The 25397-nt window shown below is 58.7% G+C and carries 22 protein-coding genes; 18 read left to right on the top strand and 4 right to left on the bottom strand.

The features are described from left to right. Positions 1 to 33 precede the first annotated feature (33 nt). The 4 genes from glnH (at position 34) to ybiO (ending at position 4628) form a co-directional block, all read left to right on the top strand. Positions 34 to 780, top strand: coding sequence for a glutamine ABC transporter substrate-binding protein GlnH (gene glnH / locus WFM46_RS07260; RefSeq protein WP_336997331.1), 747 nt, complete (start codon positions 34 to 36; stop codon positions 778 to 780). 120 nt (positions 781 to 900) lie between these two features. Further along, complete coding sequence (glnP, locus tag WFM46_RS07255; protein ID WP_039029408.1) at positions 901 to 1560, top strand: glutamine ABC transporter permease GlnP; 660 nt, start codon at positions 901 to 903, stop codon at positions 1558 to 1560. Next, the gene (glnQ, locus tag WFM46_RS07250) at positions 1557 to 2279 is read left to right on the top strand and encodes a glutamine ABC transporter ATP-binding protein GlnQ (protein ID WP_103178792.1); all 723 of its coding nucleotides are present in this window, start codon (positions 1557 to 1559) and stop codon (positions 2277 to 2279) included. Before glnP ends, glnQ begins: the two co-directional genes overlap by 4 nt. A gap of 135 nt (positions 2280 to 2414) precedes the next feature. Continuing rightward, the gene (ybiO, locus tag WFM46_RS07245) at positions 2415 to 4628 is read left to right on the top strand and encodes a mechanosensitive channel protein (protein WP_180210430.1); all 2214 of its coding nucleotides are present in this window, start codon (positions 2415 to 2417) and stop codon (positions 4626 to 4628) included. Positions 4629 to 4662: 34 nt separating this feature from the next. On the opposite strand, the gene rlmF is transcribed toward ybiO, so the two are convergent. After that, entirely contained in the window at positions 4663 to 5577 is a 915-nt protein-coding gene (gene rlmF / locus WFM46_RS07240) for a 23S rRNA (adenine(1618)-N(6))-methyltransferase RlmF (protein ID WP_336997330.1), read from the bottom strand. 241 nt (positions 5578 to 5818) lie between these two features. Here rlmF and mcbA point away from each other — a divergent pair, with 241 nt between their 5' ends. The 5 genes from mcbA (at position 5819) to ybiJ (ending at position 10281) form a co-directional block, all read left to right on the top strand. Then, on the top strand, positions 5819 to 6079 hold the full coding sequence (gene mcbA, locus WFM46_RS07235; protein ID WP_156654138.1) for a DUF1471 family periplasmic protein McbA: 261 nt from the start codon (positions 5819 to 5821) through the stop codon (positions 6077 to 6079). 271 nt (positions 6080 to 6350) lie between these two features. Next, a complete protein-coding gene (locus WFM46_RS07230) occupies positions 6351 to 8636 on the top strand; it encodes a catecholate siderophore receptor Fiu (RefSeq protein WP_336997329.1) in 2286 nt (761 codons plus the stop codon). Positions 8637 to 8718: 82 nt separating this feature from the next. Beyond that, the gene (gene ybiX / locus WFM46_RS07225) at positions 8719 to 9396 is read left to right on the top strand and encodes a PKHD-type hydroxylase YbiX (RefSeq protein WP_336997328.1); all 678 of its coding nucleotides are present in this window, start codon (positions 8719 to 8721) and stop codon (positions 9394 to 9396) included. Positions 9397 to 9468: 72 nt separating this feature from the next. Beyond that, positions 9469 to 9735, top strand: a complete 267-nt coding sequence (locus WFM46_RS07220; RefSeq protein ID WP_336997327.1) for a DksA/TraR family C4-type zinc finger protein — start codon at positions 9469 to 9471, stop codon at positions 9733 to 9735. 285 nt (positions 9736 to 10020) lie between these two features. Further along, entirely contained in the window at positions 10021 to 10281 is a 261-nt protein-coding gene (gene ybiJ, locus WFM46_RS07215) for a DUF1471 family protein YbiJ (RefSeq protein ID WP_103178785.1), read from the top strand. 112 nt (positions 10282 to 10393) lie between these two features. On the opposite strand, the gene ybiB is transcribed toward ybiJ, so the two are convergent. Further along, on the bottom strand, positions 10394 to 11356 hold the full coding sequence (ybiB, locus tag WFM46_RS07210; RefSeq protein ID WP_103178784.1) for a DNA-binding protein YbiB: 963 nt from the start codon (positions 11354 to 11356) through the stop codon (positions 10394 to 10396). Positions 11357 to 11636: 280 nt separating this feature from the next. Here ybiB and WFM46_RS07205 point away from each other — a divergent pair, with 280 nt between their 5' ends. From WFM46_RS07205 to WFM46_RS07185, 5 genes are read left to right on the top strand one after another with little or no spacing between them, the layout of a single operon-like run. After that, on the top strand, positions 11637 to 12173 hold the full coding sequence (locus WFM46_RS07205; RefSeq protein ID WP_103178783.1) for a fimbrial protein: 537 nt from the start codon (positions 11637 to 11639) through the stop codon (positions 12171 to 12173). A 57-nt stretch (positions 12174 to 12230) separates the two neighbouring features. Then, entirely contained in the window at positions 12231 to 12905 is a 675-nt protein-coding gene (locus tag WFM46_RS07200; protein WP_156654135.1) for a fimbrial biogenesis chaperone, read from the top strand. Between the two features lie 13 nt (positions 12906 to 12918). Continuing rightward, entirely contained in the window at positions 12919 to 15462 is a 2544-nt protein-coding gene (locus WFM46_RS07195) for a fimbria/pilus outer membrane usher protein (RefSeq protein ID WP_336997326.1), read from the top strand. Between the two features lie 16 nt (positions 15463 to 15478). Further along, positions 15479 to 16468 carry a fimbrial protein gene (locus tag WFM46_RS07190; RefSeq protein WP_103178780.1) on the top strand — a complete coding sequence of 330 codons (990 nt, stop codon included), beginning with the start codon at positions 15479 to 15481 and terminating at the stop codon, positions 16466 to 16468. Between the two features lie 7 nt (positions 16469 to 16475). Beyond that, the gene (locus WFM46_RS07185) at positions 16476 to 16976 is read left to right on the top strand and encodes a fimbrial protein (RefSeq protein ID WP_103181052.1); all 501 of its coding nucleotides are present in this window, start codon (positions 16476 to 16478) and stop codon (positions 16974 to 16976) included. Here the strand turns inward: WFM46_RS07185 and dinG are convergent. After that, entirely contained in the window at positions 16963 to 19140 is a 2178-nt protein-coding gene (gene dinG, locus WFM46_RS07180) for an ATP-dependent DNA helicase DinG (RefSeq protein ID WP_336997325.1), read from the bottom strand. The two genes, WFM46_RS07185 and dinG, sit on opposite strands and share 14 nt — an antisense overlap. 95 nt (positions 19141 to 19235) lie before the next feature. Beyond that, complete coding sequence (rhlE, locus tag WFM46_RS07175; RefSeq protein ID WP_103178778.1) at positions 19236 to 20597, bottom strand: ATP-dependent RNA helicase RhlE; 1362 nt, start codon at positions 20595 to 20597, stop codon at positions 19236 to 19238. Between the two features lie 270 nt (positions 20598 to 20867). Between rhlE and cecR the strand changes: the two genes are divergently transcribed. The 4 genes from cecR to WFM46_RS07155 are packed head-to-tail and all read left to right on the top strand — an operon-like array spanning position 20868 to position 25392. Then, positions 20868 to 21545, top strand: coding sequence for a transcriptional regulator CecR (gene cecR / locus WFM46_RS07170; RefSeq protein WP_336997324.1), 678 nt, complete (start codon positions 20868 to 20870; stop codon positions 21543 to 21545). Continuing rightward, positions 21542 to 22537, top strand: coding sequence for a secretion protein HlyD (gene hlyD / locus WFM46_RS07165; protein WP_336997323.1), 996 nt, complete (start codon positions 21542 to 21544; stop codon positions 22535 to 22537). The genes cecR and hlyD overlap by 4 nt, the downstream gene beginning before the upstream one ends. After that, a complete protein-coding gene (locus tag WFM46_RS07160) occupies positions 22530 to 24266 on the top strand; it encodes an ATP-binding cassette domain-containing protein (protein ID WP_336997322.1) in 1737 nt (578 codons plus the stop codon). Before hlyD ends, WFM46_RS07160 begins: the two co-directional genes overlap by 8 nt. Continuing rightward, on the top strand, positions 24259 to 25392 hold the full coding sequence (locus tag WFM46_RS07155) for an ABC transporter permease (RefSeq protein WP_159339263.1): 1134 nt from the start codon (positions 24259 to 24261) through the stop codon (positions 25390 to 25392). The genes WFM46_RS07160 and WFM46_RS07155 overlap by 8 nt, the downstream gene beginning before the upstream one ends. Positions 25393 to 25397 lie beyond the last annotated feature (5 nt).

Raw genomic sequence — 25397 nt, 5'->3', positions numbered from 1 at the left:
GGGGATCGCCCCGCGGCTATAAAAGGAAATGCTATGAAGTCTGTATTAAAAGTTTCACTGGCTGCACTTACCCTGGCTTTTGCGGTCTCTTCTCAGGCTGCTGATAAGAAACTGATTGTTGCCACCGACACCGCCTTCGTACCGTTCGAATTTAAACAGGGCGACCAGTACGTTGGTTTTGATGTGGATCTGTGGGCGGCTATCGCCAAAGAACTGAAGCTGGACTACACCCTGAAGCCAATGGACTTCAGCGGTATCGTGCCGGCCCTGCAAACCAAAAACGTTGACCTGGCGCTGGCCGGTATCACCATTACTGACGCACGTAAAAAAGCGATCGACTTCTCTGACGGCTACTACAAAAGCGGCCTGCTGGTGATGGTGAAAGCGGATAACAACGACGTTAAAAGCGTGAAAGATCTCGACGGCAAAGTGGTTGCGGTGAAGAGCGGCACCGGTTCTGTTGATTACGCCAAGGTAAATATCAAATCGAAAGATCTGCGCCAGTTCCCGAACATCGACAACGCCTACATGGAACTTGGCACCAACCGTGCTGACGCCGTGCTGCACGACACGCCAAACATCCTTTACTTCATCAAAACCGCAGGCAATGGCAAGTTCAAAGCGGTAGGTGATTCCCTGGAAGCACAGGAATACGGTATCGCCTTCCCGAAAGGCAGCGACGAGCTGCGTACTAAAGCGAATGGCGCGCTGAAAACCCTGCGCGAGAACGGCACCTACAACGAAATCTATAAAAAATGGTTCGGTACTGAACCTAAATAAAACAGCCTGTTAAACAGGAACTGTACTGCCCGGTGACGCTTGCGTTGACCGGGCCTACAATTGTAACCATCCCCCTGATGGTTAATTGTCTGTTTTCACCACGGTATACAGGAACTCATCATGCAGTTTGACTGGAGCGCCATCTGGCCCGCCATTCCTCTTTTGCTTGAAGGCGCCAAAATGACCCTGTGGATTTCGGTCCTCGGTCTGGTTGGCGGGTTGATTATCGGCCTTGTCGCCGGTTTTGCCCGCACCTACGGCGGCTGGATAGCCAACCACGTAGCGCTGGTTTTCATCGAAGTTATCCGCGGCACGCCGATTGTGGTGCAGGTGATGTTTATCTATTTCGCACTGCCGATGGCCTTTACCGACCTGCGGATTGACCCGTTCAGCGCGGCGGTGGTCACCATCATGATCAACTCGGGCGCCTATATCGCCGAGATCACCCGCGGTGCGGTACTGTCGATCCACAAAGGCTTCAGCGAGGCCGGTCTGGCGCTGGGTCTCTCCCGTCGCGAAACCATCCGCCACGTGATCCTGCCGCTGGCGCTGCGCCGCATGCTGCCACCGCTGGGTAACCAGTGGATCATCAGCATTAAAGACACCTCGCTGTTCATTGTTATCGGCGTGGCTGAACTGACCCGTCAGGGCCAGGAGATCATTGCCGGTAACTTCCGTGCGCTGGAGATCTGGAGCGCCGTGGCCGTGGTCTATCTGATTATTACGCTGGCGCTGAGCTTCGTGCTGCGTCGTCTTGAAAGAAGGATGAAAATCCTGTGATTGAATTTAAAAACGTCTCCAAGCACTTCGGTCAAACCCAGGTGCTGCACAACATCGACCTGACTATTCAGACCGGCGAAGTAGTGGTCATTATCGGGCCGTCCGGCTCCGGCAAATCAACCCTGCTGCGCTGCATCAACAAGCTGGAGGAGATCACCAGCGGCGATCTGATTGTCGATGGCCTGAAGGTTAACGACCCGAAAGTGGACGAGCGCCTGATCCGCCAGGAAGCGGGCATGGTGTTCCAGCAGTTTTATCTCTTCCCGCACCTGACGGCGCTGGAAAACGTGATGTTTGGCCCCCTGCGCGTGCGCGGCGCCGACAAAGCGGCAGCCGAGCGGCTTGCAAAAGAGCTGCTGGCGAAAGTGGGGCTGGCGGAGCGCGGGCATCACTACCCGTCCGAGCTCTCCGGCGGTCAGCAGCAGCGCGTGGCCATCGCCCGTGCGCTGGCGGTGAAACCGAAGATGATGCTCTTCGATGAGCCAACCTCGGCCCTCGACCCGGAACTGCGCCACGAAGTGCTGAAAGTTATGCAGGATCTGGCGGAAGAAGGGATGACTATGGTGATCGTGACCCACGAAATCGGCTTTGCCGAGAAAGTGGCCTCACGCCTGATCTTTATCGACAAAGGCCGTATTGCCGAAGATGGCAATCCGCAGACGTTGATTGAGAACCCACCGAGCCAGCGTTTGCAGGAGTTTTTGCAGCACGTTGCGTAAGTTTTTGCCCTTTGTAAGCCGGGTAGGCGTAGCCGTCACCCGGCTTTTTTATTGCCGGAATTCTCCCAAAAACCCCCCGCCCCCGCGCGCCTTCTATACTTATCACTTTGCACAATTTTGTCACCGGAGGACATCGTGCCGTGGATTTTGCTGCTCCTGATAAGCCTGTTTTGTCTGCCTGCCCAGGCCGTCAGCCTGCCGGGCATTCCCGCCGCCACCGCCAGCGAGCAGAGCACGCCGCCACCGGAGCCGGACGTTGAGCAGAAAAAGGCGGCCTACTCGGCGCTGGCCGATGTGCTGGAAAATGACGCCTCGCGCAAGGAGCTGATCGATCAGCTGCGCAGCGTGGCTGCCACACCGCCTGAAACACCGGTGCCTAAAATTACCCCGCCGGAGATTGCCGACGAGAAAACGGTGCTGGAGAACGTCACTGATATCAGCCGTCACTATGGTGATGCCCTCGCCTCACGTTTCGCCCAGCTCTACCGCAACCTGATCGGCTCCCCGCATAAGGCCTTTAACCCGCAAACCTTCACCGCCGCCGCGCAGCAGTTTCTGATCCTGGCCGGACTGGTCTTTGCCTTTTACTGGATGGTGAGGCTCTGCGCCTGGCCGTTGTACCGCAAAATGGGGAGCTGGGGGCGCAAAAAGAACCGCGAAACCAGCAGCTGGGTTCATCTGCCGCTGACCATCGCCGCGGCCTTTATTATCGATCTGCTGCTGCTGGCGCTAACCCTGTTTATTGGCCAGATGCTGCGTGAGTATCTCAACACCGGCAACCCGACCATTGCCTTCCAGCAGGCGCTGTTCCTCAATGCCTTCGCGCTGATTGAATTCTTCAAAGCGATCCTGCGGCTGATATTTTGCCCGCGGGTGCCCGATCTACGACCTTTCGCCATTAACGACAGCGCCGCGCAGTACTGGTCGCTACGCCTGAGTATTCTGAGCGGCCTTATCGGCTATGGCCTGCTGGTAGCGGTGCCGATTATCTCCAATCAGGTCAACGTGCAGATTGGCGCCCTGGCCAACGTGCTGATTATGCTCTGTATTACCGTCTGGGCGCTGTACCTGATCTTTCATAACAAGCGCGCCATTACCGAAGGACTGCTCCACCTTGCCGACCGTTCGCTGGCCTTCTTCAGCCTGTTTATTCGCGCTTTCGCGCTGGTGTGGCACTGGCTGGCGAGCGCCTATTTTATTGTGCTCTGCTTCTTCTCCCTCTTCGATCCGGGCAACAGCCTCAAGTTTATGATGGGGGCGACCTTCCGCAGCCTGGCCATCGTCGGCATTGCCGCCTTCGTGTCGGGGCTGCTCTCCCGCTGGCTGGCTAAAACCATCACCCTCTCGCCGCACGTGCAGCGCAGCTATCCGGAGCTGCAAAAACGGCTCAACGGCTGGATCTCCGTGTCGCTGAAGGTGGCGCGGTTCCTGACGGTCTGCGTCGCCATTATGCTGCTGCTCAGCGCCTGGGGGTTGTTCGACTTCTGGAACTGGCTGCACAACGGCGCAGGGGAAAAGACGGTCGATATTCTGATCCGTATCGCGCTGATCCTCTTCTTCTCCGCCATCGGCTGGACGATCCTGGCGAGCCTGATCGAAAACCGGCTGGCGTCAGATATTCATGGCCGGCCACTGCCCAGCGCCCGCGCCCGAACGCTGCTGACGCTGTTCCGTAACGCGCTGGCGGTGGTCATCAGCACCATTACCATCATGATTGTGCTCTCGGAAATTGGCGTCAACATCGCTCCGCTGCTGGCAGGGGCCGGGGCGCTGGGGCTGGCGATCTCTTTTGGCTCCCAGACGCTGGTGAAGGACATTATCACCGGGATCTTTATTCAGTTTGAAAACGGGATGAATACCGGGGATCTGGTGACCATCGGGCCGCTGACCGGCACGGTGGAGCGGATGTCGATTCGTTCGGTGGGGGTGCGGCAGGATACCGGGGCGTATCACATTATTCCGTGGTCATCGATCACTACCTTCGCCAACTTTGTCCGCGGCATCGGGTCGGTGGTGGCGAACTATGATGTGGACAGGCATGAAGATGCCGAAAAAGCGAAAGACGCGCTGAAAGCGGCGGTGGATGAGCTGCTGGAGAGGGAGGATATTCGCGGGCTGATTATCGGCGAGCCGTCGTTTGCCGGGATTGTCGGCCTGACCAGCACCGCCTTTACCCTGCGCGTGTCGTTCACCACCCAGCCGCTGAAACAGTGGACGGTGCGTTTCGCCCTCGACAGCATGGTGAAAAAACACTTTGACCAGGCGAACGTGCGGATGCCGGTGCAGATGTATCAGCTGCTGCCGTCGCCGGGCCCGACACCACCGTCACCGCAGGAGCCCACCCTGTAGCCCCGGTAAGCGCAGCGCCACCGGGGAGAAGCGGTTAACGCTGGCGGCGTCTGGCATTGTCCATAAAGGTCCAGGCGATAAAGCGGCTCTGCTTCTGTCCCTGGGCCATCTCTTTCTTCACCACTTTGACCGCACCGATATCGGTCAGGGCGCGGTAGAGCGGTGGCAGGTTTTCGCTGCGGGAGACCAGGGTAGTAAACCACTTCACCTGACGGGCAAACTGGGCGCTTTCGGCAATCATCTTCGTGATAAAGGCCACTTCGCCGCCTTCGCACCAGAGCTCCTGCTGCTGGCCGCCGAAGTTCAGCGCGGCATCGGCCGCCTGGCCGAGGTTGCGACGCTTACGCTCGCTGCCCGCCCGGGCGGATTCAGCGGAATCATGGAACGGCGGATTACACAGGGTGGCATCGTACTGTTCGTTTTTATGGATAATACCCGTGAAGATTGCCGAGGCCTCTTTCTGACGACGCAGACGGATGGCGCGGCTCATGCCGGGGTTACCGTTAATGATGGCCGTGGCGTTGGCAAACGCCTGCGGGTCCACTTCGCTGCCGGTAAAGCGCCAGCCATATTCATGCACACCAATCAGCGGGTAAATGAGGTTCGAGCCGGTGCCGATATCCAGGAGGGTTGCCTCTGCGGGAGCGACGCCGTTGTTACCCTCCGCCAGCAGATCGGCGAGATGGTGAATGTAGTCGGCACGCCCCGGCACCGGTGGGCAGAGATAGCCGTCCGGAATATCCCACTGCGTCACCCCGTAGAAATGCATCAGCAGCGCTTTATTCAGCGTCTTCACCGCCTGTGGATCGGCGAAGTTCACCGTTGGCTCGCCTGTGGGCGTCTGGGTGATAAATTCGCGCAGCGCCGGACAGCTCTCGCATAAGGCATTCATGTCGTAACGGCTACGGTGGCGGTTGCGAGGATGCAACCCCGGCTTCTGGGATGTCATGGCGTTCTCCTGTAAACAGCGGCGTAAGATACCCGTTGCGGGCGCAACGGTAAATATTTCTCTGCGCCGCAGAATAAAACACCAGAAATCAGTCACCTGTATGTCGCTGATTTGTCATGGAATTGTCAAAAAATGTCGTTCAAAAAATAAGCAGATCATCATCAATTTTTTGCCCTAAATCACACTCTGAGCCGTTCTACACTTACTGTGCATCACCCGTTGTCAATCAGAGGAAGTGATTATGAAAAAATACCTGGTAATGCTCGCTGCCGCTTCACTGGCAGGTGCGTCGTTTGCTGCATGGTCAATCGAATCACTCAGCAATGGCGATACCGGTCAACTGAGACCAGCCGGAACCGTGCAGGCTTCTGGCGCAAGAAACCTTGACGATCTGCAGGACAAACTGGCTGAGAAAGCGCGTGAACAAGGTGCTAAAGGCTTTGTGGTAAATTCTGCCAGCGGCGACAACACCATGTTCGGTACCGCCACGATTTACAAGTAATCCCCGCTCTGCACTGCATACTGCATCCCCCGGGGTGCAGTTCATTTTTTGCCCAAAATCCACTTTGTGAAGTTTTTTAGCAGGCAATGTAAATTTACGTATTTCATTTTGTTGACGAGAGTGATAAAAAGTGACGCCAAATGATAATGTTTATCACAATAATTATCATTTGTAGGCTCATTACGGATATCACGTGGCACAGGATAAGGCGCAGACCTGCCTGACAACGTAATGAAAACTCGATACTAAAAATTATAAGTCGCTAAACAATATGGATAAAAATCGCAACGTTCCGAACAGCTTTAACTCGCTGACCTTTTTTGCGGGTCTGTGTATCGGTCTTTCCCCGGTGGCGACAGCGCTTGCCGCAGACAGCACGGATAACAAACCTGACGATACCCTGGTGGTGGAGGCGGCCCAGCCTTCGCTCTATGCCCCGCAAAAGTCTGCCGACGCCAAATTCAGCCGCCCGGTGGCAGACACCACCCGTACCATGACGGTGATTTCCGAGCAGGTGCTGAAGGATCAGGGCACCACCAATCTGACCGACGCCCTGAAAAACGTTCCGGGTGTCGGCGCCTTTTTCGCCGGTGAAAACGGCAACTCCACCACCGGCGACGCGGTCTACATGCGCGGCGTGGATACCTCGAACAGCATCTACGTTGACGGTATTCGCGACATCAGCACCACCACCCGTGACACTTTCAACACCGAACAGGTGGAAGTGATCAAAGGGCCGTCCGGCAGCGATTACGGACGCAGCGCCCCGAGCGGCTCGATCAATATGATCAGCAAACAGCCGCGTCTGGATTCCGGTATTGATGCCTCTGCCAGCATTGGCAGCGCCTATATGCGCCGTGGAACCCTCGATATTAACCAGGTGATGGGCGATACCTCGGCGTTTCGTCTGAACCTGATGGGTGAAAAAACTCACGATGAAGGGCGCGATAACGTTAAAAACGAGCGCTACGGCGTGGCCCCTTCCCTCGCCCTGGGGCTGGGAACGGAAAACCGCCTCTACCTGAACTACCTGCATGTCACCCAGCACAACACTCCGGACGGCGGGATCCCGACTATCGGGTTGCCGGGCTACTCTGCCCCCTCAGCGGGCACCGCGGCGCTGAATCACTCCGGCAAGGTGAACACCAGCAACTTCTACGGCACCGATTCCGATTATGACGATTCTACGTCTGACACCGCCACGATGCGCTTTGAGCACGACTTTAACGACAACACCACCCTGCGCAACACCACGCGCTGGTCGCGGGTGAAGCAGGATTATCTGATGACCGCCGTAATGGGTGGCGCCAGCAACATCACCCAGCCTGACCGTAATAATGTGGACACCTGGACCTGGTCGCGCCTCGCCAACACCAAAGATGTCAGCAATAAGATCCTGACCAACCAGACCAACCTGACCACTAAATTCTATACCGGCAGCGTCGGCCACGATATCAGTACCGGAGTGGAGTTCACCCGTGAAACCCAGACCAACTACGGCGTGGATGCCCTCACCCCGCCGCCGGTCAATATCTATCATCCGAACAGCAACGTCGATATTGGCGGCCTGAACAACAATGGCGCTAATGCCAATGGCCGGACCGATACCTTCGGTCTGTACGCCTTCGATACGTTGCAGGTCACCCGTGATTTCGAGCTGAACGGCGGGATTCGTCTCGATACCTACCATACCGACTATGACAGCGCCAGCATTTGCGGCGGCACGGGGCGTGGAGCTGTGGCCTGCCCGGCCGGCACACCGAAAGGTTCCCCGGTCACGACGATCGATACCGCTACCTCCGGTAACCTGGTCAACTGGAAGGCCGGAGCGCTTTATCACCTGAACGAATACGGCAACGTCTATGTGAACTACGCCATCTCCCAGCAGCCGCCAGGCGGCAATAACTTCGCGCTGGCCCAGGGCGGAAGCGGCAGCAGCGCCAACCGCACCGACTTTGAGCCGCAGAAGGCCAAAACCAGCGAGCTGGGCACCAAATGGCAAGTGCTCGATAAGCGTCTGCTCCTGACCGCGGCGGTCTTCCGTACCGACATCGAAAACGAAGTCGAGCAGAACGACGACGGCACTTACTCCCAGTACGGTAAAAAACGCGTCGAAGGTTATGAGCTGTCGGCAGCCGGTAACATCACCCCGGCCTGGCAGGTGATCGGCGGCTATACCCAGCAGCGCGCCAGCGTGCGCACCGGCAATGACGTGGCGCAGGATGGCACCTCATCTCTGCCCTATACCCCGGAACATGCCTTTACCCTGTGGAGCCAGTACCAGGCCACGGACGATCTCTCCGTTGGCGCAGGCGCCCGCTATATTGGCAGCATGCACCGCGGCGCTGACGGCGCGGTGGGTACGCCGTCGTTCACCGAAGGGTACTGGGTGGCGGATGCCAAACTGGGCTATCGCGTCAACCGCAACCTCGACATGCAGCTCAACGTCTACAACCTGTTTGATGAAGACTATGTCGCCTCCATCAACAAGAGCGGCTACCGTTACCATCCGGGCGAGCCGCGCACCTTTATGTTAACGGCGAACATGCACTTCTGATCCTCTGGGGAGCTTCGCTCCCCATGTTTCAGTGCACGTCTGATCCGCGTGGGGCTTTAGCCCTACGCTTCGGAGAATTATTATGATGTATCACATTCCGGGCGTGCTGAACGCCGATGAGGTAGCGCACTTTTGCGCCCAACTGGAGCAGGCCCCGTGGATTGACGGGCGCGCCACGGTAGGCAACCAGGGGGCGCAGGTTAAAAACAACCAGCAGGTAGACACCCAAAGCCCGCTGTATGCCACGCTACAGGCCGCGGTATTGCAGGCGGTGAATCAGCACCCGCTCTTTTTTGCCGCCGCTCTGCCGCGCCAGATCTCAAGCCCGCTGTTTAACCGCTACCAGCAGCAGGAGACCTACGGTTTTCACGTTGACGGCGCCGTGCGTAGCCATCCGCAAAGCGGCTGGATGCGGACCGATCTCTCCGCCACCCTCTTTTTAAGCGACCCCGACAGCTACGAGGGCGGCGAGCTGGTGGTGAACGACACCTACGGCCAGCACAGCGTCAAGCTCCCGGCGGGCGATCTGGTGCTCTATCCCTCCAGCAGCCTGCACTGCGTCACGCCGGTCACCCGCGGCGTGCGGGTAGCCTCCTTTATGTGGATCCAGCCGATGATCCGCGACGATAAAAAGCGCGGCATGCTGTTCGAGCTGGATCGCAACATCCAGACCCTTCGTGCCCGTCACGGCGAAAGCGACGAAGTGCTCTCCCTGCTGAATCTCTATCACAACCTGCTGCGTGAATGGTCTGAAATCTAGCCGTTCGCCTTGATTGTACGTTTTTTGGCCCCATAGTTACTGAACAGCGCAATAACCTGTCAGGAGGGGTCTATGGCTTCCGGTTGGGCGAATGATGATGCCGTTAACGAACAGATCAACAGTACCATTGAAGATGCGGTGGCGCGGGCGCGGGGCGAAATTCCGCGAGGCGAAAGCCTGAAATTCTGCGAAGAGTGTGAAGAGCCGATCCCCGCAGCGCGGCGCAAGGCGGTGCCTGGCGTGCGGCTTTGTATCGCCTGTCAGCAGGAGAAAGATTCACATAATGCATCACACGCAGGATATAATCGCAGAGGATCGAAAGACAGCCAGTTACGCTGACTGCTATGCTGGCTATGAGGCCACGCAAGCGATTACTTTTTTGTGCACGAATTTTAGCCCCTGGTTTGGCAAAATGTGCCCTCTCCGTCCCGTCTGTAAAGCGCAACGGCAAGAAACGTAAATCCATTCACTGAATTTATTAATATTCAATAACTTATTTGTCATTCAAATTTTTCGAAGGATGACGTCAATTCTCTTCGATTTTATCTCTCGCAAAAAAGCGTGATACTTATCACATCGACGGAACAACGTCCCCTTAACAGAATAACCTGCGAGATACTGACCATGAAAACCATCAAATATGCTGTCGCTGCTGTTGCCCTGACTACTCTCTCTTTCGGTGCTTTCGCTGCGGAATCTGTGACCGCTGCCCAGGCAAACAGCATGAATAAAATCGGTGTGGTCAGTGCAGAAGGCGCGACCACGCTGGATGGCCTGGAAGCACGTCTGGCGGCGAAAGCTGAAGCCGCGGGCGCGACCGGTTACACCATTACCTCCGCTAATACCAACAACAAGCTGAGCGGCACCGCGGTTATCTACAAATAACCTGACCCTTATCTCTGCTCTGCTCGCCGGTTCGCTGGCGAGATGTTCCAACCCTCATTGACCCTGTTGTTATTTTTTTGGCCCGTTCATCGCTGGACGGGCCTTTTTTTAGTTAAAAACTCTGGTTAACCCGCGCCAGACCGGCCTCCACCGTCTCCACCTGGCCGCTCGCCAGCAGGCAACAGGCCATCTGCAGCTTCAGGGAGTGCGGCACCGCTTCGCGCCCGGCGAGGCAGCCCTCAATCCAGCGCGCCGTGGTTTCAGCATCCTTCGCTTGCGGCAGAACAACGTCGCTGTTCTCTTCGCCGCGCTCCAGCACCACCCGGGTGCCCGCCGCATCAATCAGCGTTAGCTGCGGACAGCGCTGCGGGTTGGCATAGACTTCGCCTTCCGTCCCGTGCATCAGAAGCCCTCTGCCACCGATATCGGCAAAAAATGTCGCCACGCGGGTGACATATTCCGGGTGCGACACGCTGGAAAGGCGGAGCGCGGCATCTTCTGCAAACGGCGTCGCCAGCTTCGCCAGGGTATGGGCGCTGTTACGCACCCCCATACGCCAGCGCATCGCCAGCTGTTTTTCCAGCGGCGGACAGAGAGTACTCACCGGGATATAGACCGGATGATGCCCATCCAGCTTCGCCTGCGCCTGGCCGCCGTGACGGGTCGGCTCAATGCCCAGCAGGGTGAAAATGGTTTCCGTCAGCACGCGGGTCGGATCTTCACTCACGCCGTGCACCACCACCGGGAAACCCAGCTTATGCAGCAGGATCGCCAGCAGCGGGGTCAGGTTGGCTTGCTTACGCGCCCCGTTATAACTTGGGATCACCACCGGCATCGGCTTTGCGACCGGGGGCGTCAGGCGCAGGGTTTGTGCCTGCATCGCCTCATAGAAGCCCCGCATTTCGCCTTCGCCCTCACCCTTAATGCGCAGCGCAATCAAAATGCCGCCCATCTCCAGGTCCGGCACCTCACCGTTCAGCATCGCGGTATAGAGGGCCCGGGCGGTCTCCTGATCCAGGTCGCGGGCATGATTTTTCCCTCGACCGACCTCTTTAATAATTTTGCGATAATCCACGATCGTTCTCCTTGTGACATCTTATTAACACTATAGCGTTGATAAGGGGCCATCGAACAGACATTTCTCTTATCGCTATCGGGTAAAATAAAAATTAACCCGTTGTATTTGCAATAAAAATTATATTGCAACCGCTAATGAAATTACTATTGACCAGGCCAATGTTTATTAATTTGCAATAAATTACGTAAATTAGCCCCCGATAAAAAGTCGCCCCGCTTTTTTCCAAAAATTAATCACAACGGATGTTATAAACACCGGAATTCACTCAGGAATTATTATGCGTAAAATTGTCTCCGGCACCTTTATTGCCACTGCATTATGTTGTTCTGTCTCTGCCTGGGCTGCAACCAGCGGCGAGGGGCAAATTAATTTTACGGGTGAGATCATTGATTCCGCCTGCCAGGTGGTCAATGGCGTCAGCAGCCCGCTGGATGTGTCCCTTGGCAAAGTGTCACAAACGGCCTTCACCGGTTCTGGTTCCACCACCGGCACCATCCGATTTGATATTCAACTGAAAGACTGCCCGGAAACCATCACCAGCGCGGCCATCACCTTTGGTGGCTCCGCTGACGGCACCAACGCCAACGTGCTGGCCGTCACCCCAGGCACCGGTGCGGCAACCGGCGTGGGTATTCAGCTGCTGGATAAAACCGAAAATCCGCTGAGCCTCTATACCGCCTCGACCAGCTATACCCTGCAGTCTGGCACCACTACCAACGATCTGGTATTTGGCGCGCGCTATATCCAGACCGGCAGCACCATCACCGCCGGTCCGGCGAATGCCGTCTCCACCTTTACCGTAATGTACAACTAATCCTGTTACGCCTGGCCCCTGCGGTCAGGCGCTGTCAGCTTTATTCAGAGTCCCACCATGCGTAAATCTATTTTCATCGCCTCCCTGTTAGTCATGACCACCGCCGCTCACGCCGGGGTGATTATCGAAGGGACCCGTTTAATTTATCAGGGAGATAAAAAAGAAGCGTCGTTAGGGATTTCCAACCCGGATAACCTCGACTACCTGGTGCAGTCCTGGGTAGAGAACGTTGATGCCGGGCGGGATAAAGCGCCGTTTCTCATCACCCCGCCGCTGTTTCGCCTCGATGGCAGACAGGACAACGTCCTGCGCGTCGTGCGCACCGGGGGCAATCTGCCAGCCGATCGCGAATCGCTCTACTGGCTGAATATTAAATCTATCCCCTCTACCTCCCCGAACGAGAGCAGCAACACCCTGCAAATCGCCATTAAAACGCGGATCAAACTGATCTACCGTCCGAGCGGAGTGAGCGGCAAGCCGGATGAGGTGGCAGATAAATTACGCTGGCATAAACAGGGGAATAACCTGGTGGTGAGCAACCCGACACCGTTTTACATGAACTTCCAGTCCATCACCGTAGGCGGCAAAAAAGTCAGCAATGTCACCTGGGTGGCTCCCGACAGCGACGCGCACTTTGCCGTGCCGGGCGGCATCACCGGCAACACGGTTTCCTGGAAAATTATCAACGATTATGGCGCGGTGAGCCACGCCCTGTCTGCACCACTGCAATAAGCCCGACGCCGCCATGCCCTGGGACTACTCCACCAAAGCCCCCCGTAACCCCGTACGCACCCTGCTGATTGCCCTGGGCTGCGCGGTGCTGAGCGTGGGGGTACAGCAGGTGCTGGCGGAGGATTATTTCAACCCGGCGCTGCTGGATATCGACACGCCCGGCCAGGGCAAAACCGACCTCTCGCTGTATGAGAAGGGCCCGGGCATCGCGCCGGGGAGCTATCAGGTGGATGTCTATGTGAATAATAATAAAGTGGCTAACAGAAAGATCGCCTTTGGCCTGCAACAGCCAGCCAGCGGTCCGGCCACCCTGCAACCCTGCCTCTCGCCAGAAACCCTCAAGAGCCTGGGTATCCAGAGCGATAAATTCAGCGTCACCAAGGATGACGGCTGTGTCGATCTCTCTGGGTTACCGGCCGCCAGCGCCACTTTCCGCCCCGGCCAGCAGCAGCTGCTGCTGAGCATCCCCCAGGCGGCCATTGTTCCCGTGCCTCACGGTTATGTGGCGCCGGATGAGATGGACAACGGGATCAACGCTTTCCTACTGAACTACAGCTACTCCGCCGAGGATAGCCGCAGCCGGGGTGAAGAGGGCAGCCACCAGCGTAATGAATATCTCAACCTGCGGCCGGGACTGAACCTCGGCGCCTGGCGTCTACGCAACTACTCCACCTGGAGCCGCACCCGGGACGATCGTACCACGCAGCACAACTTCTCCCCGGTCTACAGCTATGCCCAGCGCAATATCCTGTCGCTGGGCAGCGTCGTCACCCTTGGAGAAAGCTCTACCCCCTCCGACGTGTTTGATAGCCTATCGTTCACCGGGGCGCAGATTGCCTCCGACGATGACATGCTGCCGGACAGCCTGAAGGGCTTCGCCCCCCGCATTCGCGGCGTGGCGCACAGTAACGCCCAGGTGGTGGTGCGCCAGAACGGCTACGTGATCTATCAGAACTACGTCGCCCCCGGCGCGTTTGAAATTAACGATCTCTACCCTACCGGCGGCAGCGGCGATCTGAACGTTACCGTCAAAGAGACCGATGGCAGCGAGCAGCACTTTGTGGTGCCTTACGCCTCGGTGCCAGTTTTACAGCGTGAAGGCCGCTTCAAGTACAGCCTGACCGGCGGGCGCTACCGCAGCTATGACCACAGCGTGGAGAAGACACCGTTCCTGCAGGGCACCGGGATCTACGGCCTGCCGTATGATATCACCGCCTACGGCGGTATCCAGACCAGTCAGTATTACGATGCCCTGGCGCTCGGCACCGGTAAAAACATCGGTGACTGGGGAGCATTTTCGGTGGATATGACCGCGGCAAAATCGCAGATGCAGGGGCAAAAAACCTCCCGTGGCCGCGCCTGGCGAGTGCGCTATAGCAAAGACTTCGCGACCACCGGCACCCACTTTACGGTGGCCGGGTATCGCTACAACAGCGCCGGGTTTGACACCATGGCAGACGTCCTTAACTCCCATACCCACGACGACGACTGGAGCCCGGCGGATCGCCGCCGCAACCGCCAGGAAGCCACTATCGATCAATCCCTGGGCGGCTCCCTGGGCTCGATGACGTTAAGCCTGGTCAAAGAGAATTACTGGCACAGCGACCAGAGTATGACCTCGTTGAGCATCGGCTATAACGGCAGCTGGCACGGCATCAGCTACGGTATCAACTATGGCCTGAGCAAAAACGTCCAGGATGAAGAGGATAACGACGATCGGCGGGAGAACGAGCAGACCTTCGGCTTTAACGTCTCCGTTCCGCTGGATCGCTGGCTGAGCAATACCTGGGTCAATTACACCTTTAACAACAGCAAGCATGACACCAGTCAGAGCGTCGGCCTGAACGGCACCGCGCTGGCGGGGGATAACCTCAGCTGGGGGATTCAGCAGGGCCACAGCCACACTTCCGGCTATAGCACCAACCTGAACAGCGATTACAAAGCCACCTACGGCGAGATGACGGCAGGCTATTCTCAGGATAACCAGCAGCGCCAGCTCAACCTCGGCGTACAGGGGAGCATGATTGCTCACGCCCACGGCATCACCCTCGGCCAGCCGATGGGGGACACGGTGGCATTGGTAGAGGCGCCGGGGGCCAACGGCACCGGGATCGAAAACCAGACCGGGGTTAAAACCGACTATCGTGGCTATGCCATTGTGCCTTACGTCACGCCGTACCATCACAATACCGTGTCACTGGATACCGAGAGCCTGCCTGCAGGCGCCGACGTCGGCCAGGCGGCCCAAATTATTACCCCAACCCGTGGGGCGGTGGTGCGTACCCACTTTAATACCCGCGTCGGCAGCCGGGTGCTGCTGACCCTCACCCGCGCCGATGGACGCCCGGTGCCCTTTGGTGCCACGGCGGCGCCGGCCCATGAGAGCAGCGAATTTATCGTTGGTGATGGCGGCCAGGTCTATCTAACCGGGATGCACGCCCGGGGCAGTGTCAGCGTCAGCTGGGGCAAAGGCGCAGGCGCGCACTGCTCCGCCCACTATCAACTGCCGTCCCGATCCGCTGACCCGGTGATTAGCGTCACCGCGCAGTGCACGTGACAGCATCGAGGAAAAGATGAAACCCTTCCGTTACGGCTCTGTACTGGCCCTGTTTGCCGCCCTGTTTCTGTTTATGCCGCAGGCTAAAGCAGCATGCTCTACCGCAGATCTGCCCTGGACAACCACGCCGGGTGCGCTGACGGTGCCCGCCACGCTGGGGGTGGGCAATGCTATCCCGGGCTCCGCCCGCACGCACACGGTAAAAGGCCACTGTGACGCTGCCGACAGCGGTAAGCCAATCACCGCCTGCCATCTGGGCGAAGGCGATGAAATTCCGGGGATGCCGGGCGTCTGGCGCAGCGGTATCGAGGGGATTGGTATTGAACTGCTGAACAGCGCCGGCCAGCCGGTCCGGGGCCGTAACGCCCACTGTGACAGCCGAAGCACGCCCCTGGGGTACGTCAGCAGTGACGGCTCCGGCAGCTTCAACGTATCGCTGAGGATGCAGCTGATCAAAACGGCAAGCACCACCAAAGAGCAGACGTCAACGACGGTGCGTAACGGCATCTGGTCCCTGGGTATCTACCCCGATCAACAGCTGGGTCAACTGAACGCCGTGCGCTACGGCGGCAGCCTGGCGCTGAAGGCCACCACCTGCTCCGTAGATCCGAGAAGCCTGGTCATTATGCTGGGGAATTTTCCGGTCACTCTCTTTACCCACATCGGCAGCACCAGCGGCTGGCAAAGCTTTAACCTGACGGCAACCTGTACCGACGCGGTGACCATGACCGCCCGGGTTACCAGCGCCAACGGCAGCACCTCGCTCGGTGACGGCAATGACGTGCTGAACCTGACACCGGGCAGCGACAGCGCCACGGGCATCGGGGTGCGAATGATGGTTGGCGGCGTGGCGCTACGCTACAACTACCCTATCCCCTTTGGCGACCAAACCGTTCCCAACCAGCCGTTCGACCTGCCCTTCAGGGTGCAGTATTACCAGACTGGCGTTCAGGCGACTGCCGGAAGAGCCAATACCATTGCCACCATCGACATTGAATATCAGTGAGATCCCGATGAAATATGTAGCCCTGCTCGTGCTGCTGGCCAGCCTGCCCGCCTCAGCCACCGACGTGCTCCTCAGCATCAAAGGCAATATTTACGATACGGCCTGCGAGGTGGACAGCACCAGCCAGAATAAAGTGGTCAATCTCGGCCAGGCGGTGGCCAGTGATTTTAAAGCGCCGGGGGATGTCGGCGTGTGGAAAAATTTTGATATCACCATTTCGCATTGCCCGCAAAGCCTCACCCTGGCGACGATCAACCTGGAGGGGCAGCGCGACAGGCTTCATCCGTTCAAGTTCGCCAACACCGGTACGGCGAAAGGGCTGGCGCTGGAACTGGGCGACCGCACCGACTCGATCATTCTGGCGCCAGAAGCGCGCTTCAATGCGGTAATTGACCCGATCACCCACAGCGCCGATTTCCCGATGGCGGCACGCTATTACGCCTCGTACGTTCCGGTCCACGCGGGGGAGTTTTCAAGCACGGTGCTGTTTACCTTCACTTACCAGTAGGACCACGCCTCTTAGCACGGATGCTTTTCCTGCGCCCGGCGGCAAGCTTAGCCGGGCGTTTTTTTACTTCGGGAACCTCAGGCTGTTCGATGGGAAAGACCGGCAGGGCATTCAGCAACCGCTTGCCGTAGTTTTTGGTCAACAGCCGCTTATCGTAGATCACCACTTCGCCCCAGCAGCTGTGGCTGCGGATCAGGCGCCCGACCTGCTGGATCAGGTTGAACGACGCCGCAGGCAGACTCTGCACCTCAAACGGGAAGCGGTTCAGGCTTTTCAGCCACTCGCCCTCGGTGAGCACCACCGGGCTGTCGATAGGCGGGAAGGCAATCTTATGGATATGCACCTGGGTCAGGTAGTCGCCCTTCAGATCCAGCCCTTCGGCAAAGGACTGGAGCCCCACCAGCACGCTGCGCTCTCCGGCCTCGATACGTTTACGGTGCAGCTCCACCAGCCGGTAGCGGGGCTGATCCCCCTGAACCAACAGCAACAGGCGCAGGTCGGTGACAAAGGTTAAAAAGAGGTTCATTGCCCGGGCGCTGGCGAACAGCACCAGCATGCCGGGATACTTTTTGCTTTCCAGCTGTTCGCGAAAGTAGGCCGCCATTTCGGCAAGGTGCTGCTCTTCGTTGTCAATCAGCGGCTCATACTGCATACGCGGGATCACCAGCTTGCCCTGCTCGCAGTGGTTGAACGGCGAGTCGAGGGCCACAAAGCGATCGCCCGCCTTCTCCTTCAGACCGCTCATCTCCTGCAGGCGGGAGAAACTGTTCAGCGAGCGCAGCGTGGCGGAGGTCACCACCACATGCGGAACGCTGCGCCAGAGCAGCTTTTCCAGCTGATCGCTGACGCGAATGCCCGCGCAGTGGAAGAAGAGATGCACCTGCCCCTCCCGGACCTCCCGCGTCGCCCACTTGGTGACTGGCGCGCCGGAGGCCTGGGCCATCGACGCCAGCCGCCACAGCTTGCTCTGCCCCTCGAACATACCCAGGGCACGGTTCATCTGTAGCAGCACCCGGTGGACACGCACCACGTCATGGGTGCCGGTTTTTTCACTGAGATCGTTTAAAAACAGCTCCGCCAGCCCACGCAGTTTTTCAATAAGCTGCGCCAGCTCGCGGCAAAGATCCATGATCTCCTCCGGCAGCGTGCCCATCTCAAAGCGGTGCTCTGCTTCCTGGCCGGGTGGCAGATAGAGATTGAGCATGTTATTCAGCGAGGCGATATGGCTATAGATCGTTTCGCAGTGCTCGCTGAGGCGCTCCGGGATCGCCAGCGGCGGAATGGTTTTCGGCCGGAACTGATCCATGCAGGTCGCCACCAGCTTGCAGAACAGATCGAGCTGCAGGCGGAACCAGGGGGCAGTTATCTCGGCGCTCATCTCCAGCGCGTCGCGGGCGACGTCCGGCAGGTGATGGCCTTCATCCAGCACCAGCAGCAGGTTTTTCGGATCCGGCAGCACCGCTTCGCTCTCCATCGCCGCCATTACCAGCGCATGGTTGGCGACCACCACTTCAGCCTCCTGAATTTCGCGGCGGGCAACAAAGAACGGGCATTCGCGATAGTAGTGGCAATTGCGGTTCAGACAGCTGGCCTTATCGGTACTGAGCCTGCGCCAGAGATCGTCACTGAGCGCCTGATCGGTGTGATCCCGCAGGCCATCCCATTTATAGCTATCGAGATCGGCCTTAAGCCGGGCGCACTGCTCCTGCTCGGCCTTGTTGTTGGGGGTCAGCTCGTCATCCAGAAAGGCCAGCAGATCCTGCTGGGTGGGCTCGGTGCTGGCAAGGGCGGTTAAGTTGCGCGGGCAGACATAGCGCCCGCGACCAAAGGCGGCGGTGAAGCGCAGCTCGGGAATAATTTTGCGCAGCAGCGGCAGATCTTTGCTGTAGATCTGATCCTGCAGGGCGACGTTGGCGGTACTGACCACCAGCGTCTTTTGTTCTTCCCGGGCGATAGCGATGCCGGGGATCAGGTAAGAGAGGGTTTTACCGACGCCAGTCGGGGCTTCAATTGCCAGATGTCGGCCCTCGTCACCGGCCAGCGTTTTTGCCACATCGGCAATCATCTGCCGTTGCGGTGCGCGGGGAATGAAGTCGGGGATCTGCTGTTGTAGCGCCTTATACCAGGCGGCAATTTGCGCTTTCAGCGCGGCGGTTAAAGCCATGATGAACCTGAAGTACTGTATAAACAGCCACTATTGTGGCACTTTCTCAAGCGGGCCGCAAAAGAAAAGCCCGGCTTTACGACCGGGCTTCCAGATTACTGCGCTGCTGACGGCTTGCGCGGACGGCGTCGACGCTGGCCTTCACCCGCCGGTTTGCCCTCGCCATCGCGACGCGGCGGTTTATTTGCCGCTTTCGGCGCGCCGCCTTCGCTACGGCGTGGCTGCTGCTGACCACGTCCACCGCCGCCCTGCCCGCGTCCACCGCCCTGACCACGCCCGCCCTGACGCCCGTTCTGGATCGGCTCGGCTTTGATGGACGGATCAACGTCATAGCCCTCGAGGGCGATACGCGGGATCTCTTTTTTCAGCAGGCGTTCAATGTCGCGCAGCAGCTTGTGCTCATCAACACAGACCAGCGACAGCGCTTCGCCCGTTGCCGCCGCGCGACCGGTACGGCCGATACGGTGGACATAATCTTCCGGAACGTTCGGCAGCTCGTAGTTCACCACGTGCGGTAGCTCTTCGATATCCAGGCCGCGGGCGGCGATGTCGGTTGCCACCAGTACGCGGATATCACCAGATTTGAAATCGGCCAGCGCGCGGGTACGTGCCCCCTGGCTCTTATTACCGTGGATGGCCGCGCTGCGGATGCCGTCTTTGTTCAGCTGTTCCGCCAGGTGGTTCGCCCCGTGCTTGGTACGGGTGAAGACCAGCACCTGCTGCCAGTTGCCTTCGCCAATCATCTGGGAGAGCAGTTCGCGCTTGCGCTTTTTATCAACAAAGTGAACATGCTGGGTCACCTGTTCGGAGGCGGTGTTGCGACGCGCTACTTCCACTTCCAGCGGATTGTGCAGCAGCTTTTCCGCCAGGCCTTTGATCTCGTCGGAGAAGGTTGCAGAGAAGAGCAGGTTCTGACGGCGGGCCGGCAATTTTGCCAGCACGCGACGAATATCGTGGATAAAGCCCATGTCCAGCATGCGGTCAGCTTCGTCGAGCACCAGGATCTCCACGCTGTCGAGCTTAACGGCGTTCTGGTGTTCCAGGTCGAGCAGACGGCCCGGGGTGGCGATCAGCACGTCCACGCCGCCGCGCAGTTTCATCATCTGCGGGTTGATGCTCACCCCGCCAAACACCACCAGCGAGCGGATGTTGAGATAGCGGCTGTACTCACGCACGTTCTCACCCACCTGGGCGGCCAGTTCACGGGTTGGGGTCAGGATCAGGGCGCGTACCGGGCGACGGCCTTTGGCGTGCGGTTCGCTTGAGATGAGGCGTTGCAGCAGCGGCAGGGTAAAGCCGGCGGTTTTACCGGTCCCGGTCTGGGCGCTGGCCATCAGATCGCGGCCTGCCAGTACAGCAGGAATGGCCTGCTGCTGGATAGGGGTCGGTTCGCGGTAACCCTGCTCCGCTACAGCGCGCAGAATTTCCGGGTTCAGGCCAAGGGTATCAAAAGACATAACAACTCCGAACCGCCCCGACCATTTTCAGGTGTAGTTTTCAGGGAGATATAACAAATGAAAGGACAAAAACCACGGTGTCGCGAAGCAGCGGAGTGTAGCAGCTTTTGTGACTTGGCGCATAAATTATCCTGCAAACTCATAACTCCGCGTTATTACCTGTGCCGGGCAACGCCGTGCCGCCCGGCGCAAAACGTGCCGACAAAAGTGGACAAGCTCAAAAAACAGTCATACTCTTAATCAATCGATTGATTAATTTTGTGTGCCGCTATGAATCCGATCCCGACCACCACCAAAGGTGAGCAGGCGAAAAGCCAGTTAATCGCCGCCGCGCTGGCGCAGTTTGGCGAATATGGGCTGCATGCCACCACCCGCGATATCGCCGCGCAGGCGGGGCAGAATATCGCCGCCATCACCTACTATTTTGGCTCGAAAGAGGATCTCTACCTCGCCTGCGCCCAGTGGATCGCCGACTTCATTGGCACCCAGTTTCGCCCCCAGGTGGAGGAAGCCACCACGCTGCTTGCCGAGCCGTCGCCGGATCGCGCGGCCATTCGTGGCCTGATCCTAACCGCCTGCAACAACATGATTCAGCTGCTGACCCATGACGATACGCTGAACCTGAGTAAGTTTATTTCACGCGAGCAACTCTCGCCCTCTGCCGCTTACCAGCTGGTCCACGATCAGGTTATCGCCCCGATGCACTCCCACCTGACCCGGCTGGTGGCGGCCTATACCGGGTGTGATCCTCTTGATACGCAGACCATTTTGCATACCCATGCCCTGCTGGGGGAAGTGCTCGCCTTTCGCCTGGGGCGTGAAACCATTCTGTTACGCACCGGCTGGACCGAATTTGATGAGGATAAAGCGCTGCAAATCAGTCAGGTCATCACCTGTCATGTCGATTTGATCCTGCAGGGCTTAACGCAAAGGAGCCTGGAGTCATGAAAAAACCTGTCGCCATTATTGTGGCTGTGGTGGTTGTGCTGGCAGCCGGTATCGGCGGCTGGCTGTGGTATCAGAGCCAGCAGGATAAAACGCTGACCCTGTACGGTAACGTCGATATCCGCACCGTGAACATGAGCTTTCGCGTCGGCGGACGGCTCGCCTCCCTGAGCGTGGATGAAGGCGATGCCATTACCGCTGGTCAGACGTTGGGCACGCTGGACAAGGCGCCCTACCAGAACGCGCTGTTGCAGGCCCAGGCGGGGGTTGCCGTGGCACAGGCGCAATACGACTTAATGCAGGCGGGCTACCGTGACGAAGAGGTCGCCCAGGCCGCCGCCGCCGTTAAACAGGCGCAGGCCGCCTATGACTACGCGCAGAACTTCTTTGTCCGTCAGCAGGGATTGTGGAAAAGCCGCACCGTGTCGGCCAACGATCTGGAGAACGCCCGCTCCTCGCGGGATCAGGCTCTGGCGACGCTGAAATCCTCCCAGGATAAGTTGCGCCAGTACCGCTCCGGCAACCGCGAGCAGGATATCGCCCAGGCAAAAGCCAGCCTCGAACAGGCCCAGGCTCAGCTGGCGCAAGCGCAGCTGGATCTGCACGACACTACCCTGGTGGCCCCGGCCAACGGTACCCTGCTGACACGCGCCATAGAGCCCGGCAGTATGCTGAACGCGGGCAGTACAGTACTGACCCTCTCCCTGACGCGTCCGGTATGGGTGCGGGCTTACGTCAATGAAGCCAGTCTCGGCGAGGCGAAACCGGGGCGCGAAGTGCTGCTCTATACCGACAGTCGCCCCGACAAGCCGTACCACGGGAAAATCGGCTTTGTCTCCCCGACCGCAGAATTTACGCCGAAAACCGTCGAAACCCCGGACCTGCGTACCGATCTGGTCTATCGCCTGCGCATTATCGTGAACGATGCCGACGATGCCCTGCGCCAGGGAATGCCGGTGACCGTCAGCTTCGACATTGGGCAAGCCCATGAGTGATGCGGTGATCCAGCTTACCGGCCTGGTCAAACGCTTTGCCGGGATGGACAAACCCGCCGTCGCGCCGCTCGACTGCACGGTGCATAAAGGCTACGTCACCGGGCTGGTCGGCCCGGACGGCGCGGGCAAAACGACCCTGATGCGGATGCTTGCCGGCCTGCTGAAGCCCGACGAAGGCAGCGCCAGCGTGCTGGGGCTGGACCCGGTTCGCGACGATCGCGCCCTGCATGCGATGCTGGGCTATATGCCGCAGAAGTTCGGACTGTATGAAGATCTGACGGTGATGGAGAACCTGACCCTGTATGCCGACCTGCGCAGCGTCACCGGCGAGACCCGGGAGAAAACCTTTCAGCGCCTGCTTGAGTTTACGTCGCTCGGCCCTTTCACCGACCGGCTGGCGGGCAAGCTCTCCGGCGGCATGAAGCAGAAGCTGGGGCTGGCCTGTACGCTGGTGGGACAACCGAAGGTGCTGCTGCTGGACGAACCCGGCGTTGGCGTCGACCCCATCTCCCGCCGCGAGCTGTGGCAGATGGTGCACGAGCTGGCGGGGGACGGAATGTTAATCCTCTGGAGCACCTCCTATCTCGACGAAGCGGAGCAGTGCCGCGACGTGCTGCTGATGAACGAAGGGGAGCTGCTCTATCAGGGCGATCCCACAGCCCTGACCCGGAGCATGACCGGGCGCAGCGTGCTGCTGCACTCCCCCCACGAGAACAACCGCCGCCTGCTGCAACGGGTGCTGAAGCTGCCCCAGGTGAGCGACGGCATGATCCAGGGGAAATCGGTGCGGGTGATCCTCAAAAAAGAGGCCTGCGCCGACGATCTGCGCCGAAACGCGGATCTGCCGGATCTGGCGATTGATGAGACTGCGCCGCGGTTTGAAGATGCCTTTATCGATCTGCTCGGCGGCGCAGGCACCGCCGAATCGCCGCTGGGGGCGATCCTGCATACCGTGGAGGGCACCCCCGGCGAGACGGTGATTGAGGCCAAATCCCTGACCAAAAAATTTGGTGACTTTGCCGCTACCGACAATGTGAACTTTACGGTAAAACGCGGCGAAATCTTCGGCCTGCTGGGCCCTAACGGCGCGGGTAAATCCACCACCTTTAAAATGATGTGCGGCCTGCTGGTGCCCACCGCCGGCAAAGCGCTGGTGCTGGATATGGATCTGAAGGTCAGCTCCGGCAAAGCGCGCCAGCATCTGGGCTATATGGCGCAAAAGTTCTCGCTCTACGGCAACCTGACGGTTGAGCAAAACCTGCGCTTTTTCTCTGGCGTCTACGGCCTGCGCGGGCGGGTGCAGAATGAAAAAATCGCCCGCATGAGCGAAGCGTTTGGCCTGCGCCAGGTCGCCGGCCAGGCCACCGACGCGCTGCCGCTCGGGTTCAAGCAGCGGCTGGCGCTGGCCTGCTCGCTGATGCACGAGCCGGACATTCTGTTTCTTGATGAACCCACCTCCGGGGTCGATCCCCTCACCCGCCGGGAGTTCTGGCTGCATATCAACAGCATGGTGGAAAAGGGGGTTACGGTGATGGTGACCACCCACTTTATGGATGAGGCGGAGTATTGCGACCGGATTGGGCTGGTCTATCGCGGCAAGCTGATTGCTCACGGCACCCCAGACGATCTGAAAGCCCAGGTGGCGGACGCGCAGCAGCCCGATCCCACCATGGAACAGGCGTTTATCACGCTCATTAACGACTGGGATAAGGAGCATGGCCATGTCTGACAAAGCCCTCTCCTGGCGTCGGGTCCGCGCCCTGTGCATCAAAGAGACGCGGCAGATTGTGCGCGACCCAAGCAGCTGGCTGATTGCGGTGGTGATCCCCCTGCTGCTGCTCTTTATCTTCGGCTACGGCATAAACCTCGACTCCAGCAAGCTGCGGGTGGGGATCCTGCTGGAGCAGCACAGCGAAGAGGCGCTGGACTTCACCCATACCCTGACCGGCTCGCCCTACATCGACGCTACCATCAGTGACGATCGCCATAAGCTCACCCAGATGATGCAGGCCGGACGCATTCGCGGGATGATTGTGATCCCGGGGGATTTTGCCGCCCGCATGGCGCGCCCGAACGATACCGCTCCGATCCAGGTGATCACCGACGGCAGCGAGCCCAATACCGCCAACTTCGTGCAGGGCTACTCAGAGGGGATCTGGCAGCTGTGGCAGATGCAGCGGGCAGACGATCGCGGCGAGACGTTTGAGCCGCTGATTGACGTCCAGACCCGCTACTGGTTTAACCCGGCGGCCATCAGCCAGCACTTTATTATTCCCGGTGCGGTAACCATTATCATGACGGTGATCGGCGCCATTCTGACCTCGCTGGTGATTGCCCGCGAGTGGGAGCGCGGCACCATGGAGGCGCTGCTCTCCACCGAAGTGACGCGCACGGAACTGCTGCTGTGCAAGCTGATCCCCTACTATTTCCTCGGAATGCTGGCGATGCTGCTCTGCATGCTGGTATCCGTATTTATTCTCGGCGTGCCCTATCGCGGCTCGCTGCTGGTGCTGTTCGCCATCACCAGCCTGTTCCTGCTCAGCACGCTGGGGATGGGGCTGCTTATCTCCACCATCACCCGCAACCAGTTTAATGCCGCCCAGGTGGCGCTGAATGCCGCGTTTTTGCCGTCGATAATGCTGTCCGGGTTTATTTTCCAGATCGACAGTATGCCGGCGGTGATCCGCGCGGTGACCTATATCATCCCGGCGCGTTATTTCGTCAGCACCCTGCAAAGCCTGTTCCTGGCGGGCAATATTCCGGTGGTGCTGATGGTGAACCTGCTGTTTTTGATTGCCTCGGCGGTAATGTTTATCGGCCTGACATGGATGAAAACCAAACGGCGCCTGGATTAGCCGTC

The organism is Leclercia sp. M50, assembly GCF_037150775.1.
Lineage (GTDB): Bacteria > Pseudomonadota > Gammaproteobacteria > Enterobacterales > Enterobacteriaceae > Enterobacter.
The sequence above is the reverse complement of the archived record's forward strand: the minus strand, read 5'-3'. Positions and strand labels throughout refer to the sequence as shown.

What these genes read in the sequence shown, in the direction of transcription:
- glnH (WP_336997331.1), top strand. Translation starts at nt 34, where the DNA reads ATGAAGTCTGTATTAAAAGTTTCACTGGCTGCACTTACCCTGGCTTTT.
- glnP (WP_039029408.1), top strand. Translation starts at nt 901, where the DNA reads ATGCAGTTTGACTGGAGCGCCATCTGGCCCGCCATTCCTCTTTTGCTT.
- rlmF (WP_336997330.1), bottom strand. Translation starts at nt 5,577, where the DNA reads ATGACATCCCAGAAGCCGGGGTTGCATCCTCGCAACCGCCACCGTAGC.
- mcbA (WP_156654138.1), top strand. Translation starts at nt 5,819, where the DNA reads ATGAAAAAATACCTGGTAATGCTCGCTGCCGCTTCACTGGCAGGTGCG.
- WFM46_RS07230 (WP_336997329.1), top strand. Translation starts at nt 6,351, where the DNA reads ATGGATAAAAATCGCAACGTTCCGAACAGCTTTAACTCGCTGACCTTT.
- ybiX (WP_336997328.1), top strand. Translation starts at nt 8,719, where the DNA reads ATGATGTATCACATTCCGGGCGTGCTGAACGCCGATGAGGTAGCGCAC.
- WFM46_RS07220 (WP_336997327.1), top strand. Translation starts at nt 9,469, where the DNA reads ATGGCTTCCGGTTGGGCGAATGATGATGCCGTTAACGAACAGATCAAC.
- ybiJ (WP_103178785.1), top strand. Translation starts at nt 10,021, where the DNA reads ATGAAAACCATCAAATATGCTGTCGCTGCTGTTGCCCTGACTACTCTC.
- WFM46_RS07205 (WP_103178783.1), top strand. Translation starts at nt 11,637, where the DNA reads ATGCGTAAAATTGTCTCCGGCACCTTTATTGCCACTGCATTATGTTGT.
- WFM46_RS07200 (WP_156654135.1), top strand. Translation starts at nt 12,231, where the DNA reads ATGCGTAAATCTATTTTCATCGCCTCCCTGTTAGTCATGACCACCGCC.
- WFM46_RS07195 (WP_336997326.1), top strand. Translation starts at nt 12,919, where the DNA reads ATGCCCTGGGACTACTCCACCAAAGCCCCCCGTAACCCCGTACGCACC.
- WFM46_RS07190 (WP_103178780.1), top strand. Translation starts at nt 15,479, where the DNA reads ATGAAACCCTTCCGTTACGGCTCTGTACTGGCCCTGTTTGCCGCCCTG.
- WFM46_RS07185 (WP_103181052.1), top strand. Translation starts at nt 16,476, where the DNA reads ATGAAATATGTAGCCCTGCTCGTGCTGCTGGCCAGCCTGCCCGCCTCA.
- dinG (WP_336997325.1), bottom strand. Translation starts at nt 19,140, where the DNA reads ATGGCTTTAACCGCCGCGCTGAAAGCGCAAATTGCCGCCTGGTATAAG.
- rhlE (WP_103178778.1), bottom strand. Translation starts at nt 20,597, where the DNA reads ATGTCTTTTGATACCCTTGGCCTGAACCCGGAAATTCTGCGCGCTGTA.
- cecR (WP_336997324.1), top strand. Translation starts at nt 20,868, where the DNA reads ATGAATCCGATCCCGACCACCACCAAAGGTGAGCAGGCGAAAAGCCAG.
- hlyD (WP_336997323.1), top strand. Translation starts at nt 21,542, where the DNA reads ATGAAAAAACCTGTCGCCATTATTGTGGCTGTGGTGGTTGTGCTGGCA.
- WFM46_RS07160 (WP_336997322.1), top strand. Translation starts at nt 22,530, where the DNA reads ATGAGTGATGCGGTGATCCAGCTTACCGGCCTGGTCAAACGCTTTGCC.
- WFM46_RS07155 (WP_159339263.1), top strand. Translation starts at nt 24,259, where the DNA reads ATGTCTGACAAAGCCCTCTCCTGGCGTCGGGTCCGCGCCCTGTGCATC.